Source organism: Chryseobacterium cupriresistens (genome assembly GCF_046614675.1).
Lineage (GTDB): Bacteria > Bacteroidota > Bacteroidia > Flavobacteriales > Weeksellaceae > Chryseobacterium > Chryseobacterium cupriresistens.
In genome coordinates this window covers 55,700-72,321 of the sequence record NZ_JBKKJT010000004.1, presented here as the reverse complement: position 1 = coordinate 72,321, position 16,622 = coordinate 55,700, and the positions used below count along the sequence as shown (strand labels likewise).

Sequence of the window (16,622 nt, the reverse complement as noted above, 5' to 3'; positions counted from 1 at the left end):
TATTTTATTATCTGGAACTTTCTTTAGAGTTTTCAGCATTTACATCATACTTTGGAAGTTGTTTGTCTTTGTCAGATATTGTATATTTTTTAGGCTTAGTAATCGCAATAATTGATTTACTCTTTTTATCAACAGAGCCCAAAATTATTTTTTGATGCCCTGCCGTTTTTTCGCCATTCCCCTGATTTCCTCCCAAATATACATATCTTGTACCATCTAAATTTTCACCGGCTATCAATGCCACGTGTGAGAAATCAAAAACTATTAAAGCTCCTACAAAAGCTTCACAATCTTCTCCATTTTCCCATGTACTTCCTTTCCACCCAAAAGCTGCTGCACTTTTGGCAGTATTAATCCTTTTATAATCCTGAGTTTGATCGAAACACCATGCTAGAAATGCTCCACACCAAGGATTTGTATAATCATAACCTAGCCCCGCAGCAGAAGACACATCAAAGTATTCTGTAATCTTTTCCTTTAAAGGACTATCAATTTCTCTTAGTCCTTTATATTTTTCATACTCTTTCCATGCAACTTGAAACCATGGAGCATCTCCTACCAAGTTCAATCCTGCCCCTTTTCCACACTCTTCCACTCTAAATACTGCTTTCATAGAATCACTAGCTTTAACTTCCCAATTATCTAGCTTACCTCCACGATACCAAATTTTTCTGTGTAATCTTGATGGTGTAAGTTTATTCAATATGTCAACTACAGAATCAACTACCACATCATCCGGTGATTTGCCTGTATCATCCGCTTTAAAATACATAGCGTCCTTATACCAATCTGCCATCCCAGTTATTGCAGCTTCCTTAGGGCTATAATCTCTATCTACCCCGTCAGCAATCATAACCCCAGAATCGCTAGCTTTTTCATCTATTTTTTTCTGAATTTCTTTGTAATTACCTTTTCCTGTTATTTGTAGCAATCCCCTGCCTCTAAAATTCCAGGTATCATCAACAGATTCATTTCCAAGCCTGCCTCCATATGCTATTTCTGCAATTTTCTTTTCATTAGATTTATATCCATTTTTTGAGCTTCTACCATATTCATATGCTAGATCATTAGGTGGACTTTGTTTACCTAGTTCAGGATTTGCTCTAAAATTTTTAAAATGTTTTGGTAGATCTTCCGCTGCATAATCCAAACTCTCACCATGGAGACCTCCTTTCAAACTGGTTCCTGCTTCTTGTAATGATTGTGCAAAAAAATGAGCTTTTCTTGCACAAGTGTTTAATTCGAAAATATTTCTGTATTTGTTTAAAGTTAATGCTAATTCTTGCAAATCTTCATTCTTAGCATTTTTATACACTCTTTTGAGGATATCAACTGTAATTTCAGCTTTACATCTTGGGCAACCATTTTCACCCTCTTTTTGTACCTCCGCCATTTCCACCACCACAGGCATCACATCATTATCAATAGCTTCGGGGGTCTCTTTCTGAGATACTTTAAGACAGCCACTTTCGTAGAAGATAAACTGCTTTCTTAGTTCCAGCATTTCTTCTTTTGTAAAGGGGGTTCCGTCTTTTTTATACGCTTTAATCCCCAGTTTTTCCATATCCTCTGTTCTAACCAGATCGGCCGGAAGTGTACTGTTGATCGTAAACTGGCTTTTTTCTATTTTCCAGACTTTCTTTTTGGGATCTGCGGGATCCTGTACCTGGCGGGAAACCTGCGCGATGTAATAGTCAAAGTTTTTCGGTGGATTTTTCCATTCTTCTTTTGCGGTGAAGGCCACTTCCAGCAGGCCGTCTTTTCCTGTTTTTTCCTCGTTATAACTTTGTTTGCTTTCGTGGGTATAGGTGATATGATCTTTTTCGTTTAATCCTTCTTTGGGAATCTCCTTCAGCACATCAATCTTCAGAGTTTCTTCCGTCATATTAACGGTATGAACCCAAAGCTTATGGGTTTTGCCATAGAAAGTCTGCATCCGCTGAATATCTTTACCATCTTCGGTAGAGAACATAATCGATACAATTTTCTGTTCGGAAGTGATGGTCAGTTCTTCATTGGAATCCAAAACTTCAAGATAAGTTGTGGTGCTGTCTACCACCACAGGTTTCGTTCCCTGAATGGTAATATTTCCCGGAAGTACAATATCCGCAGATGAAGCTGCCTGAAGCTCTACCGTGAATACCAGACGGTAAGACGGGTTCGGATTTTCTGTCGTTTTAGGGATAGCAGCCAGCAATTTTTTCTTGTAATCATCATTCGTGATGATAAGGAATGAAGCTTTGCCTTCGTTATTAAGAGTAACTGTTTTCTCTTCCAGCATGTATTTATCTTTCTCTTTATAGAAATCATCACCTTCGCCTTTTACCCAGATTTTTACTTTTAACGTCTGATTCTGCAGTCCGTCAATTTCAATAAATCCATAGGTTTCCTCTCCGAATCCTGTTTCGGTACGTTTCACACCGGTTCCATAAGCCCACAGCGCCCTTTTTACAGCAGGTTCAGAAACTTTTACTTTCGCTTCTATTTTCTTTCCATCGGTATAATCTCCTGTTAAATAGGCAGAAATAGTGTATTCGCCGAGATCATTGAATGTAATGGTCCCGTCTCCGTTATTGGTCACTGTATCAGGAACTTCTATTTTTATGGCTTCATTGCCAGCCAGCGCAGCAATTCTTGCCGTTGCCGTATATTTTATTTTTGTTCCTTTCGGAATATTAGCTGCCGGAAGGGTAAATTTATCTATGACATTTTGAATCACCTCAAAATTAAAACAGTCTGATCCGGAAAAACCAGGCTGCTTTCCCGCTCCCAAAGGATTAGCATAAGCTTCGAGTATATATTTCCCGAAATATTGATTGCTGCCCAGTTTTGCATCATTATACAGAAGTTCAGCTACCTTTTTATTGATTGTACCTGTTCTGAAGGAAGGAGAGTTTTCAAATAAAGCTACTCTTCCTATACCTTCCTTTTTAAGATACCAATATACGGAAGTGCCCGAAGGCATATAATTGACATTAAACTTCGAAGCCTGCACTTTAATGGTATCACTGAATCTCACCAGACCCGGTTCTCCTTTTACTCCCATGACACCCAGACTGTTTTCAATCTTAATCTCCACAGATTGCGGTTTGGGATCTGTGGGATCTGTAAATGCTTCTACCGTATATTTACCGGCATTTTTAAAGGTAAGAATGACACGATCGCCAGCACCCGTTACAGAAACAAGGTGTGATGAAGAAGCTCCGGAAGAACTGTTATACAGAACAGCTGTTCCCTGCTTTACAGTCCAGTGAACGGTATTTACAGGCATAAAGAATCCTCTGTTCAGTATTTTTGCCTGATCTGTTGTACTGTTGAGTTTACGTTCAATGGATAGAGGTAAAGGAATATTAATCAACGTTGAAGAACCTGGACTAACAATTTTCTTAACAAAATCCTGTATAACTTCCACATTGAGAGAGCATTTGGCATCGCCTGCTTTTTTACCATAAGCTTCCAGCCGGTACTTTCCTTCTGTAAGTCCATCGAATATTTTACTCATGGATTGGCTGAAACTGCTTCCCAATCCAATAAATGTTTTTATTTTATCTTTTGTTCCTTCCCCTTTGAACAACGCCCAGATGATTTTTTTCTCATCACCTTTGAACTGGGCTTTTAAGTCCAGGTTATCACCACCAAAAGGGTTCATAATAGGAAGAAGCGGGCCATTCATTCCTTTGATATAGTAATAAGTACCACTTAATTTATCACTCGGTATCGGTCTTACCATTGAAATGGATGACACTGCTATGCTTGCCTGAGAAGCAGAGGATGACGGCCATTGTGGCGAAGTATTGGCTACTGAAAACTCATCAGCTTCTTTGACATCTATCTGTGAAACATTATTGGCCTGCCCGGTGGTTGCAAAAGCAATTGTTCCGGGAACACCATATCCCGGACAGTTCCCTGTAGAAGCATCCAACAGGATTTTCATACTCTTATTGAATTCTACGTTTTCGTAGTAGTCTTTATATTTGATATTGCATTTGCCTTTACAAGGATAGGTTTTCCCGTCTGAACCTTTGCAGTTCCCGAATCCGTTTCCGCCTCCGAAACTATCTGCTTTATCATCAAGATAAGTCGCTACAGGTTTATTTTGTGCAAAATATTTGTTTTTGCCCAGTTTTTTTTTCTGGCTTTTCACTTCCATCGGAACGGCCGTACCATTGGAGTTGTTGGTTACAGAGCTGCTGCAGTACGCAGTGGCTCCTTCTATAATGATGTATCCTTTATCCGCCATGTCATTTGTTCATAAAGATTAAGTCATTGTGATCGTTTCCCGGTATACTGTTTTTTCTCCATCTGACAATATAAAGTCAGCGCTCTTTTTGGAATACTGTTTTTTTCGGGAATTATATTCCATTTGTATATTTAATTTTACCTGATACGATCCCGTCTGATACAGGTATTTTTTGTCCAATTCTTCTTTTATATGAACCGGAACTTTGATTTCAGAGGTAAAAAAGGCTTCAAATCCATATTCTCTCTGTTTGGCAATGATAATTCCAGTACATTCTACATCCCCGATTCCTTTGATATTCCAAACAATGGATTCATCATTTCTTTCTCCATTATCAACATAATAAGGAGCGAACAGCAACAGGTTCCAAAAGGGCTCTTTCAGTTTATTTTTATAAAAGACCGCTTCATCTTCAAATGTGGTCAGATATTGGTTTCTGAAAACATCTGCATTCTGGTATTTTTCCTGAAGTCCGGCTGTTTTGAATTTCCAGTCTTCAATATTTTTCTGATGATCTGCAGCGCCAAGAAAACTACCCTTTTCATCCACTTTTATTTCCACAGGATAGGAACTCTGCTCCAGCACATGTAGGATTTCCATAAATTTATTTTCTGATGGGAAAGGAGAATCTTCCATTTTCTCTATCTCCCAGTTTTTTGTATGATGCTCATTTACCTTTTCCTGAAGGGTAATTTTAAAAGATGAATAGAATCCTTTTGCTTCTCCAAACTGTATCTCAAGAGCATTTTCCACCTGATATTGGTGGGTTTCTGAAGTATATTTCTGAAAAGGTTTTACTCTTGTTTCTACCATACTGTTTTGTTATTACCGGCTGTTTAAAAGTCATTCCATTCACGATACAGCTCATTTATTTTATGAATCATTAAACTTATTATCCATCCTGAGATCCCACCAATCAACAGATATCTCAATGTTTTCATACTAAAAACCGAATGGAAAATAAATCCAGTTAAATGATCCTTTGATAAAGCAGAATCCACTCTATCACTTACTGAATCCCATATTGAGAATAATATTCCTATAAATCCTCCTGCAGTTATTATTCTTTTCTTCATATTTCCGGAATAAAAATTTTATTAATTGTATTACTTATGATTCAGTGCTTTATTTCTTCTCAGCTATTTCATCCGGGATATTAGTAATTTCATATGATGTTTGTAAATCAGTGTATATCCTTTTTGAGTCAGACAAAAGCTTAACATCTGCTTCATTATATTGTTTTTTAAAAATCGGATAGTGAAGATCTGAAGTAAACTTGTTAATAGTTTTATTTTTATCATTTATGATATAAAACCTTAAACTTGCATAATAAGGCTGATCATAGCCAACATTGACCGCTATATCCTGATGATACTCTCCAAAATAAATATTTTCATTTTCCAGAGTAATTAATATCCTGTTTCCTTTCAGATCAATACCGTCTGAATGGTTTATTTTAAAGGTTATTTTTTTGCTAAGCTGATGTACATTTTTATTAAATGATTGGGGAATCTCTCCTACAAAATTTTTAAATGCGGTTGTATCAATAATGACAGAGCCGCTTTCTAAACTATAATTTTCCCTATATCCGCCCAAATCTTTATTTTTATTACAGCTTATTAAGATTAGGGCTGTAAAAATTAATGTGAGAAGAGTTTTTATTTTCATAATTATTTTGGTAAAAATTTTTCATAAGTTGCTGGTACACCAACGGGCCAGGTACCTGCTTTTACATCCAAATATGCCCCATCCGGATTCCAGATTGCTTTATCTAATTTTATTTCTTTTTTTCTGTATTTATTATAAGTATCCATATCTTTTGGATCCGACTGATACGTATCTTTTAAATCTGTTTTAAAGTTTTCCCAAGTTGAACCACCCTCATCATGATCAGAAGCATAAGTATCCCTATGATTCTGTGTTCCCCATGCATCTTCATACAGTGATCTCCTCATATAGCCATAGACTGTTATTTTCCCATGGTTAGCCATTTTTTGTGCCAAGCTTTTATCTTTAAAAGCATTTGTAGTTGTCTCCGAACTTGTTCCGATACCGGTTCTGCATGCATAAGAATAAAATACAGATGTATTTCCATCTAAAAACACAGCCGGATTAACTTTTGAAAAGCTTTTGGCATCAAGTTCTTGTTTATCCGCATTTTTACCCTCATACCCAAATGCTATTACTCCCTCATTGGTTGCGTTTCTTACATAACCATGAGAGTATGCAAAAATTTCCTTTACTCTTCTTTTATTATCAAAAGCTGCACTATCCCTGTTCCCAGAATTAATAATATTAATAACATCATCTATCGTAGTAACTCTTATTACTGTTAAGCCATTATTATGCTTAATTAAATCATTGGTTATTGTTGATAACTGATTTTCAGAATATCCATCGGTAAACAGGGCTACTTTTACAAAGGGGTAATTAGGATATTTGGTACGGACTTTTCTGACTGCCTCTCCTGGAAACATCAGTTTATTTGCAATATTTGTTGAGTGCTGCTCAGTACCTATAATTATTACTATCTCTTCTTTTATTAAATATACTTCTGCTTTTACATTCGGGCTATATTCTTTAAAAAAGGCATATACTCTCAGCTTAGCGATATTCCTATCCTTCGGTACTACATAAGAAATCTTTTCTTCGCCTGTTACCTGTGGGGCATTGGCTATATTTGTATCATCATACTGTATCGCCCACTTAAGAGCTTTTAATTCTGATTTCGAAGGAGTTCTGCTATACTGTGTTGCTTTAAAATAATACTTAACTCCCTTTTTTATAATCTTAACTTCTTTTGTACATTCTATATCTTCATAACATTTCACTGCCTTCACAAGTAATGACTGAATTTCGCCTTTCCCCTGGTATTCATCAAATTTTTTCCCACCTTTTTTCCCATAAAAGGTGTTCTCCTGAGGAGATTTAAAATCCAGAGTTCCCTTGGAAGCATCTTTCATGATATGTTCTGCTTCCTTATAGGATTTCCCAAAGACATTTCTTATAATATTTCCGCCTTCGCCTGCCATATTACTGCATTTTTACCTGTTTACCGCTATTGATAAGCACTTCCCTGGCACTTTCAACATTAATGGCATCTTTTGTACTGATGTAAGAGCCGGATTCCATATTTTCTGTAATATTTTTGGCTGTAGATTTTCTGCCAGCTTCTGCGGTTTCAATAATATTGCTTGCTGTCAGATTATAATCATCATTAGCCGTTTCCGTGATATCTTCCCCAGCCATAATATTGACATTCCTCTGAGCAGAAGCAATGATATTTTTACCTGCATTGATCTGCACATTTTCCCCGGCTGTGAAGGTGATATTTTTTGGAGCATTCACCACAATATTTCCTTTTCCATCCATGAGATAAGTATTACCACTTGGATCTTCAATAAAGATGCTTCCTTCCTGATCGTTAAAGATCACTTTATTACCACTTCTGGTCTGAATCGATTTAAGATGATTATTGATGCTTCCTCCCAATGCAACCTGTCCGTGGAACATTCCTCCCATCGCAAACGGAAAATCGGGATGATGGTATTCAAAACCTACCATTACCTGATCTCCTACTTCCGGCACAGCAACAAAACCTCTGTTTTGAGTGACCATATCTGTTCCTCCTGCATCGGGGCTCATCATTCTGATAAAATGAGTGGTATCAGGATGTTGCTGCCAGTCGAATCTCACCTGTATTCTTCCCTGATTAAGCGGATCTGTATTGGAAATAACGGTAGCCACCTGCGGCTCGGCTTTAGGCTGTTTAAAATCCGGTTTTGGCATAAAGCCAGTGCCTTCAGCAATAGCTTCAAAACTTCCTGTATAATATCCTCTGGCATTGACTTCGTGTGAGACTTCGGTAATTGTAAGTTTTGTAAAATAGGAAGTCTGGCTGGTATCCGGTTTCCGCATTTCCATATCTGCAAGGCATCCCGGATATAAAAACGGAACAGTTGTATTTCCTGAAACCGTAAATACTTCTACAGCAGCACTGCCTGCAGCACTTTTCTGAGAATCGCTTACATCCACAAACATATTGGCATTAATGGGAGCCGGAGAAAGTGAACGGGTTTTAAAGATATTATTGTTCAGTTCATATGCTTTGGAGGGTATTTCGCCCAAATGTCTGATATTATTTTCAGAGCCTTCCATTTTGGTATGGCTGCTGCTGTTATAACCGAAAAATTCAGGATTGGTATGAACTGCATTGAGTTCTACCTGCACATCTGTTGCGTTGCTTCCGTATACAAGCCGGATCGGTTTTTCTGAAGGGGGAAGTTTGCCGAAATGAAGCACCTCGCCATCGTAGTAGAACTGCTCTCCGTAGGCTTCGGCTGTTCTTGCAAGATAGTTATAATGGGTTTCATTATATTGTGAGCTATAATTGATATAGCTTTTATTCTGTGTATCTACTCTGAAATCAAATTTCTCTGATCCCAGGGCTTCTTTAAGTATTTTGTTGGCAATAATTCCTGTATTCACAGCCTGATCACCTCCAAAACTTTGAGTATGGGGAGCTGCATCCATCAATATGGTAGGACTCTGGCCTCTCAGCACAATATTTCCAAGGCTCATTTTTTCCTGGCTGAATGCAGCTTTGGTGATAACTCCTACAAAAGTTCTTTCCGGGCTTTCACTTTCGTAATCTTTGTATTTGAAAACAATGGTGATTCGTTTTCCCAAAAACTGGCGTGCCTGTTCCAGGGTATGGTTTTGAGCTTCCCCGAGAGAATCATGAGCTAAGATCAGCTCAAAATTGTGGTGTCTTCTGGCACTTTGCTGCAGATGGAAATGTTTGAAGTGTTTGATAATTTTGCCTTCAATCACAATATCCAGTTTCACCACACGGTTGATTCCGGGAATATGATTCTCAGAAATCTTATCTGAATTCGAGATATTTTTATTCATAGTGATTAGGTTTTTTCAGAACTTTATTTGAAATAAACAGTCGTTCTATAAGGTTAAAAAAGGCAGAACAGCATCCCTTGAAACGGGTGTACTATTCTGCCTGATATTTAAATTCTGAATGTGCTTAAGAAGGCCATGCTCCGAAGTATGATGAATTCCCCAGATCGATCTGTTCTGCACTTACCACAAAACTGATATACATACTGTTGTCATCCACAGCATCGAAATCTACTTCATGCTGGATTACATAACCGTTGTTCCACTTCAATGTTGTTAATGTTCCTTCTTCGTGAGATTTGTTGAAAGTAATCTCTCCTACTGTAGGCTTATATTTTCCGTTCAGTAAACTTTCCAGGATGTCTGATTTTTCAGTAGCTTCTACTGTGATTTTGATAAGAGCATTGGAAGGATCTGATGCCACACGCCCTGAAACGTCCGTAGATCTTGATACACTGTAGTTAAGCTTTAACAGTTTTTGCCCTTCACCGTTGTTGAATTTTAAAATTCCTCTTGAATTTCTTTCTGCCATGATTGTAAATTTTAATGGTTAATATATTGTGATTGTTTGCTTTCTATATCACCAAATATAGATGTATTTACAAAAAGCAAATTGCATTTATTATTAAATTTCGAAAAGTGTAGTAATAATACGACTAACACCCGTTAGGTAAATTAACTCTTATAAATCAGGTGTTTGCTGCTTTTTATCACTGAAAATCGGATGATTGTATTGACTGTTTAAAGAAACAAAACTATATTCCAAAAGCAACTGTAAGAAAAATCTTAAATACCAGGGCAAAAAATCTTTTAATAAAACGCTGTGAAAATAACTTAAAAAAAAACAGAAAAAAATTAAAGTACCAAAATACTGATGAACAATACATTGAATACTGAAACCAGCTTTAGCAGGATATTTATTTGAAAAAATAAAACAAAATACTTGCGCGGTATTATAAAATGTTATACTTTTGCAACACTTTAAAACAATGAAGTAATAAACAAAAACATAATGGTTTCTTAGCTCAGTTGGTAGAGCAATGGATTGAAAATCCATGTGTCCCTGGTTCGATTCCTGGAGAAACCACTTTAAAACCTCTGATTAGTCAGAGGTTTTTTTGTTTTTATGGATTAATGATCAAGCACAATATTTGGGATCAAGCGCAAAAGTTGGGGACTAAGCAAAAAGTTTAGTCAACCTGAATAGAAAGAAAGTTCTGTCTTTTACTCCGCGGAGCTGCATTCTAAAGTTTTTGATTTTGGCATTGAAGGATTCAGCTGCTGCATTGGAGCTTCTTTGATGAAAATAGTTTAAAATATCTCTGTAATGAACCATTATTGTTTTTCTTAAGGTAGAAAAAGATTTAAAATCTGCTTCTTCCACCTTTTTGAACCAATGCGCAAGTTTAGTCATAGCCAAAGATTTAGGAATATTCTGATTATAAATCTTTCGCAGTTCATCGGTCAATTGATACGCTTTCTCCAGGTCGGGATACTGAGCAAAAAGAATGATGGCTCTTTGCCTTTGGGAGAGTGTCCATTTTTCGCGGCTCTTATAAAGCAAATACCGGCTTCTTGCCAAAAGCTGTTTGCGGGAATCACCGTTTTCAAATATTTCTGTGCTTAGAACTAGTTCTTCCCCCAATCCTTCCCTTACCTTATTTTCCATTTCAATAGCATCCCAGCGATGCCGGATCCTGATTTCCTGAAGAGCTTCTATAGCCAGCTTCTGAACATGAAATCGGTCAATCACCTGCATTGCATTAGGGAAGCAGCGTTGGGCAATACGCTTCATGGAACCCGCCATATCCAAAGTGATTTCATTTACCTTTATCCGAAGTTTTCTGCTGATTTTTAAAAGATGCTCTATGACAAAATCACTCTGGGTACCTTTTATGATAGCAACAATACTTCCTTTTCTTCCTTTTGCTTTTTTGGAGGTAAGAACAGTATAAAGTTCTCCGTCAGATAAGGCCACTTCGTCTAAGGATAAAGAGGATGAGAGATTTTCAGGATAAATGATCCAGTCCTCTGCGTGCCGTTTTTGTTCCCAGCTATAATATTCGCTGAGAGTATTCTTGTATTGTCTTTGAAAAGTCTTGCCTTTGATCCCGAAAAATTCTGCTATAACTTTTAGGGGAAGAGCTTTAGTGTCGGCTAATTTTTTTTAAGAAGCCTGCCAGGTCCTTTGTCATGCGTGTTCCTTTCGCTACCAGCTGCCAGTCTCTTTGAAGAATTTCACCAGAGGATTTATCAGTCCATCTTCTTCTTTTCACATGAAGTTTTACGATTTTACCCCGTAATGGATAATCATCTACAATAATTTCAGGTAAAAAGCCCTTCGATTCAAGTAGTCTTTCTTTGAATTCATCTGGGATCATGCTTTTTTCTTCAAAATAGATATGAAGTTCTGCATCATGAGTTTCTGCTTTGAGGATATCAAAGTGTTCAACCAAAAATTCCGGAAGTAATAATTTAAGAAGTTCGTGATCGCTTAACATTAGGCAAAGATAAACCTACTTAACATTCCCCAAAAATTTTGAGACTGATCCTAAATAAATAGCTTCCTGAAATATGGGATTAGTGCAGATTTCTTTCTGTTCTGCATCTGTAGTTTCACCTTTACTACTTATTGCTTGTTGAAAGTTTCTGCGTGAAAATGAATGAGTACACACTACATACTCATCAAAAAATTGATACGGAAAACGTGACATTATTTTTTTGTGCTTTCTTTGGGCTGGTAATCAGGATGTCCCAACTGCCAGAATGCAAAGGCAAACATATCTCCTAAATTAGCGTATCGTTGTGCAGGAGGAATATTACCTCCATGACCTCCTTCAAAATCTATTTTCAATAAAGTAGGATTATTAGAAGCGTTATTAGCCATTAACTTTGCTGCAAATTTTACAGGTTCCCAAACGGTAACTCTCTGATCATTTATTCCTCCAGATATAAAAGTTGCAGGATATTTTACTCCTTTTTTAATATGGTGATAAGAATCCATTTCTAGCAGAGCTTTAAATTCTTTTGGATCCTTTATTGTACCAAATTCTTTTGGCTGCCCATTCGGTGTTGTCTCATCTCTAAGAGGATTCATTACGCCAACCTCTGCAATAACCGCCTTAAATAAATCTGGTCTTTCCGTCATTGCTCTTCCTACTGTAATTCCTCCGGCGCTGGCTCCCCAAATAGCAACTTTATCTTTTGAGGTATATTTTTCCTTTATCAAATATTTTGTACAGTCTATTAAATCCCTCCAAGTATTAGGTTTTGTTTCTTTGTATCCTCCTAAACGCCATTTTTCTCCTTTTTCTCCTCCACCTCTCACATGAGCTACTGCAACCATTCCTCCCTGATTAATCCATAATAAATACATTTTTGCGAAAAAAGGAGCATAGGATATTCCATATGAACCATAGCTATCAATAAGCACCATATTTTTACCATCTTTTCTGAGATTCTTACTATATATTAATGATACCGGAAGTTCTTCTCCATCTCTAGCTTTTATGGAAATTTCATTGACTGTTATATTTTTGAATTCAGGATATTCTGTAATAGGTGTAAGATTCTCAGGCTTCAAAGCATTAATCTTTACATCATATTTAAAACGTTGTCCCTCATTTGCCCAGCCTGAGCATGTTATCCAAAAATCAGAGTAATTTACTCCTTTATTTTCTAAATTAATATTTCCAGATGGATAAGGAAGCTGAATAGGACTATCTTTTCCATCTTTGTATACATATAATTTTGCTTCTACTCCGTTTTTGGTGGTGGTATAATAAATACCATCTTTGGTGATTCTATAACTTTTAATGATTTCACCTTTTTTTTCAGGAACTAAAACTTCTGGGTTTTTAAAGTTGAAATTATTAATACTCGTTTTACATAGTTTATTAAAAGATGAATTATAGCCTGAAACAAAAACAATGTCATTATTCCATATCTCTAAATTTTTTGCTTTATCATTTGGATCAGATAAAGGCTTCCAATTTTTTTTACCCTCTAATAAATCTTTTTTGCTAATGATAAAGGTTTTTCTGTAATAACTATAGTCAACAACCATACCTATATAATACTGATCTTCTTGATCAAAATCTAAAAGCATTGGGAACTGATCTTCAGTTATTTTTAATTCAGGATTATTTTTAGCAGAAAAAATTTCTATTAATTTCTTTGGATCTGTCCCAATTTTGTATAAAACAGTTCGTGTATTTTTATAAAAATCTTTAGATTTAGAATCAATTGTAGAAAAAGCTACGCAAAAAAAGCCAGTGTTATCATTTAGCCATTTAATTCCATCAAAAGAAGCAGGTGCTGTATTAGTAAGAATTTCTGGCTGAATATATTTTGTTTTAACATCCATAATAATTACATCTGCTAACTCATTCCCTTTTTCAGACATAGAAATAGCAATTTTACTACCATCCCAACTAGGACTTATGTAATTAATAACGAAATCATGATTGCGTTCGTTATTTTTATAATTAACAGGATCATAGAGCAATTCTTCTTTTCCTGAAAGTCCATCCTTATAATAAAGCTTAGCGACTTTTTCATTTTCGTTTTTCTTTAAATAAAAGTATTTATCATTACCTGTTATTTTCAAATCAGATACAGAATATCCTTGCCTTTTATCAAGTTCTAATCTTTTCTCTACATAATAATTCCTTTTGGGAATTTGATCAAGAATTGTGTTGGTATAAGCTGTTTGAGATTTTATCCAATTAATAGTATTAGGATCTTCTAAACTTTCCAAATTTCGGTATTCATCAATGACCTTAGTTCCAAAATAACTTTCTGTGACTGGTTTAGAAGGTGATAAGTTAGTTTTCTGGGAATAAGAAAAGATCGAAAAAAAACAAATAATGATAAATATTTTTATTTTCATTAGAAACTTAAATTATTGTTGACCCATAGTATTACGAATGGTAGGATGTTGGTCATCATTTCCATCAAGATTAAAACCTGCTTGGGCTCCACTACCTCCATTAATTGTTTTCATGTCAGTAATCTTCATCAAACGTACTTTGTTTAAAGATAATTTTTTTTCTTTTTTGACTTGTTTTTTCATTTGTAATTTATTTTAAATTTAAATGCAAATAAAAGGATATTTTTCAAATTATCAATAAAACTGCACTATAGATTTATAAATCCCCCCTATTAAAACAAATCATAACAAATTAATTTCCAAATATTTACATACACTTACAAGAGGATTTATATTAATAACTTTATTGATTAAGAAAAGTGTAAATTTGTAGCATTTTACAAAAATGATGAAAGTAATATTTTCTATTTTACTATTTTTGAGTGGCTTTATTTATGCTCAAAAAAGTATAGTTGATACTTTAAGTGAATTCAATTATTCTCAATTGAAAGGTAAGTTTGATGATTACTATGATAATGATAAAGTTTCCGAATCTAAAATAATTGCACAATACTATTTACAAAAAGCAAACAAAGAGAAAAACAACCTCCAAATTGCGGAAGGCTATATCCTAATACATTTTAATGAAGACTTTCCTACAGCCTTAAAATATATTGATAGTCTTGAGATTATTACAAAAAACATAAAAGGAAGTTTATACCCTACCAGAACATACTTGATGAAGGGAAATCTATATTTCAAGAATGATTATTTAAAGAAAGCATTAGACAATTATATTATAGCTTTACAATATGCAAAAGATCAAAAAGATCAAAAGCAAATTGCTTATGCTAATATAAATATTGCTTATTTAAATAATTATTTGGGTAAGTATGCAGAAGCAGCCAAAATATTCAGGTATTACCTATATAATCCTAATAATATAACCAATGAATCCCAGCATAATCAAATAAGGGTAAGTCTTATCAATTGCTATATTGAGCTTAATAAATTAGATTCTGCCAATATTTTAATCAAAGAAGGCCAAACCTCTGCGTTTACAGGTAAAAGCAAATATAGTGTTAATCAATATTTATACTTTTCTGGATATTCTAATCTTAAACAAAAAAAATATACAATTGCCATAAACGAATTAGCCAAGACTTATAATTTTTTTTCCAGTATCAATGATAATAATGCCAATTATGCATTATATAGTTTGGGCAAATGTTATAATGGATTAAATAATAAAGAAAAGGCTGTTGAATATTTTATTAGATTAGACTCTAATATACAAAAAACTAATATCACTTTCCCAGAGCTTCGAGAAGTATATACTTATCTTATAGATTATTACAAAGAAAAGAATGATAAAGAAAAACAATTGTATTATATAGATCGATTTTTAAAAGTAGACAAAAAACTTGATGAGCAGTTTCAATATTTGTCCACAGAAATGCCCAAGAAATATGATACCCCTAATCTTTTACAAGAAAAAGAAGAGATTATCAACGATCTAAAAAACAGGAAAATAATTTTATATGCTTCTATTGGTTTTTTATTATTAATTCTTTTATTGGTTCTTTATCTTTATTATAAAGCAAAGAAAACAGCAAAAGAACACCGGAAAATTGCCCAGGAACTGATTCATAGTATTGAAAAAAGAAATTTTGAATCTACTACAGATATTAAAAAAGAAATTCCTGAACTGTCTCAAATTTCTGAACATGCTGAAACAGAAAATATAATAACAAAGACTGCTCCTGAAGAGGTGACCCAATTTATTCTAAAGGAATTGGAAATCTTTGAAAATAAGCAGCTTTTTCTAAAAAGTGGCATTACATTAGCCAGTCTTGCAAAAAATATAAAAACTAACACATCTTATTTGTCTGAAACGATCAATAATCATAAAGGGAAGAATTTCACTTCTTATCTTAATGATCTGCGTATTGATTATGTTTTGGAGCGACTTGTAAAAGATAAAAAGTTCCGTTCTTATAAATTACCGGCTATTGCGGAAGAAATTGGTTATAATAATGTGCAGGCATTTGCAACTGCATTCAAGAAGAAAACCGGAACTACCCCATCAATTTATATTAAAGAAATCGAGACTCAACAATAGTTTAATAAACTGATTTCCAACTGTTTTCAATTTCAACAATTTATAAATTCATAATATGGATTTATAAATCCTGATACCTATTGCTTTTTTTACATTCAACTCTTGTCTAAGTTTGTCTCAGATAAAAACACAAATATTTTATTTTGTATGTGTACAGTACAGAAATATAATATAAGGTTGATATTGAAGCCCATGTCAGGGTTATATGACAAAGAAATATTAATTAATCATCTAAAAAAATTAAAAGATGGAAAAACAAAACAAAAAATTAAGTTTAGATGCCTTTAAGGAAATGGCAGAAAAAGTACAAACAGAGGAAGTAATGCAAAAAGTTGAAGGAGGAGATTCTTCAGATTGTCACGGATTTTGGGGACAGGCTCACAAAGCAGCTGTTGAGATCGGAAAGGCTATCCTTAGCTCTCAAGGTATTAATGTGTAAAAAAATAAGAAAGGGCATTTGCCCTTTCTTTATTTGAATC

Annotated in this window: 13 protein-coding genes and 1 tRNA gene; 3 read left to right on the top strand and 11 right to left on the bottom strand. The window is 34.8% G+C overall.

Features of this window, described 5'->3' with window-relative positions; translation table 11 throughout:
* Window positions 1-7: 7 nt before the first annotated feature.
* The 7 genes from ACLI50_RS12600 to tssD form a co-directional block, all read right to left on the bottom strand.
* Complete coding sequence (locus ACLI50_RS12600) at window positions 8-4,240, bottom strand: hypothetical protein (protein ID WP_411413918.1); 4,233 nt, start codon at window positions 4,238-4,240, stop codon at window positions 8-10.
* Window positions 4,241-4,258: 18 nt separating this feature from the next.
* A complete protein-coding gene (locus ACLI50_RS12595; protein WP_137905898.1) occupies window positions 4,259-5,053 on the bottom strand; it encodes a hypothetical protein in 795 nt (264 codons plus the stop codon).
* 23 nt (window positions 5,054-5,076) lie between these two features.
* Window positions 5,077-5,316: a hypothetical protein gene (locus ACLI50_RS12590; protein WP_202838916.1), complete on the bottom strand. Its 240-nt coding sequence runs from the start codon at window positions 5,314-5,316 to the stop codon at window positions 5,077-5,079.
* A 49-nt stretch (window positions 5,317-5,365) separates the two neighbouring features.
* Window positions 5,366-5,908, bottom strand: coding sequence for a hypothetical protein (locus ACLI50_RS12585; RefSeq protein ID WP_202838915.1), 543 nt, complete (start codon window positions 5,906-5,908; stop codon window positions 5,366-5,368).
* Between the two features lie 2 nt (window positions 5,909-5,910).
* Window positions 5,911-7,272, bottom strand: a complete 1,362-nt coding sequence (locus ACLI50_RS12580) for a hypothetical protein (RefSeq protein ID WP_202838914.1) — start codon at window positions 7,270-7,272, stop codon at window positions 5,911-5,913.
* Between the two features lies 1 nt (window position 7,273).
* The gene (locus ACLI50_RS12575) at window positions 7,274-9,154 is read right to left on the bottom strand and encodes a type VI secretion system Vgr family protein (RefSeq protein ID WP_202838913.1); all 1,881 of its coding nucleotides are present in this window, start codon (window positions 9,152-9,154) and stop codon (window positions 7,274-7,276) included.
* A gap of 124 nt (window positions 9,155-9,278) precedes the next feature.
* Window positions 9,279-9,683, bottom strand: a complete 405-nt coding sequence (tssD, locus tag ACLI50_RS12570) for a type VI secretion system tube protein TssD (protein ID WP_047421063.1) — start codon at window positions 9,681-9,683, stop codon at window positions 9,279-9,281.
* Window positions 9,684-10,165: 482 nt separating this feature from the next.
* Here tssD and ACLI50_RS12565 point away from each other — a divergent pair.
* Window positions 10,166-10,238: transfer RNA gene (locus tag ACLI50_RS12565), tRNA-Phe, on the top strand.
* 90 nt (window positions 10,239-10,328) lie between these two features.
* Here ACLI50_RS12565 and ACLI50_RS12560 read toward each other — a convergent pair.
* The 4 genes from ACLI50_RS12560 to ACLI50_RS12545 all read right to left on the bottom strand — a co-directional run bounded on the left by ACLI50_RS12560 (window position 10,329) and on the right by ACLI50_RS12545 (window position 14,225).
* A complete protein-coding gene (locus tag ACLI50_RS12560; protein ID WP_432205877.1) occupies window positions 10,329-11,261 on the bottom strand; it encodes an ISAon1 family transposase in 933 nt (310 codons plus the stop codon).
* 37 nt (window positions 11,262-11,298) lie between these two features.
* Window positions 11,299-11,652, bottom strand: a complete 354-nt coding sequence (locus ACLI50_RS12555; protein WP_411413917.1) for an ISAon1 family transposase N-terminal region protein — start codon at window positions 11,650-11,652, stop codon at window positions 11,299-11,301.
* 212 nt (window positions 11,653-11,864) lie between these two features.
* Window positions 11,865-14,042, bottom strand: coding sequence for a prolyl oligopeptidase family serine peptidase (locus tag ACLI50_RS12550; RefSeq protein ID WP_343644191.1), 2,178 nt, complete (start codon window positions 14,040-14,042; stop codon window positions 11,865-11,867).
* A gap of 12 nt (window positions 14,043-14,054) precedes the next feature.
* Window positions 14,055-14,225, bottom strand: a complete 171-nt coding sequence (locus ACLI50_RS12545; protein ID WP_311228321.1) for a hypothetical protein — start codon at window positions 14,223-14,225, stop codon at window positions 14,055-14,057.
* Window positions 14,226-14,427: 202 nt separating this feature from the next.
* On the opposite strand from ACLI50_RS12545, the gene ACLI50_RS12540 reads away from it, so the two are divergent.
* Together ACLI50_RS12540 and ACLI50_RS12535 are read left to right on the top strand one after the other, a co-directional pair.
* The gene (locus ACLI50_RS12540) at window positions 14,428-16,143 is read left to right on the top strand and encodes a helix-turn-helix domain-containing protein (protein ID WP_411413916.1); all 1,716 of its coding nucleotides are present in this window, start codon (window positions 14,428-14,430) and stop codon (window positions 16,141-16,143) included.
* 247 nt (window positions 16,144-16,390) lie between these two features.
* Window positions 16,391-16,582 carry a hypothetical protein gene (locus ACLI50_RS12535; RefSeq protein WP_411413915.1) on the top strand — a complete coding sequence of 64 codons (192 nt, stop codon included), beginning with the start codon at window positions 16,391-16,393 and terminating at the stop codon, window positions 16,580-16,582.
* Window positions 16,583-16,622 lie beyond the last annotated feature (40 nt).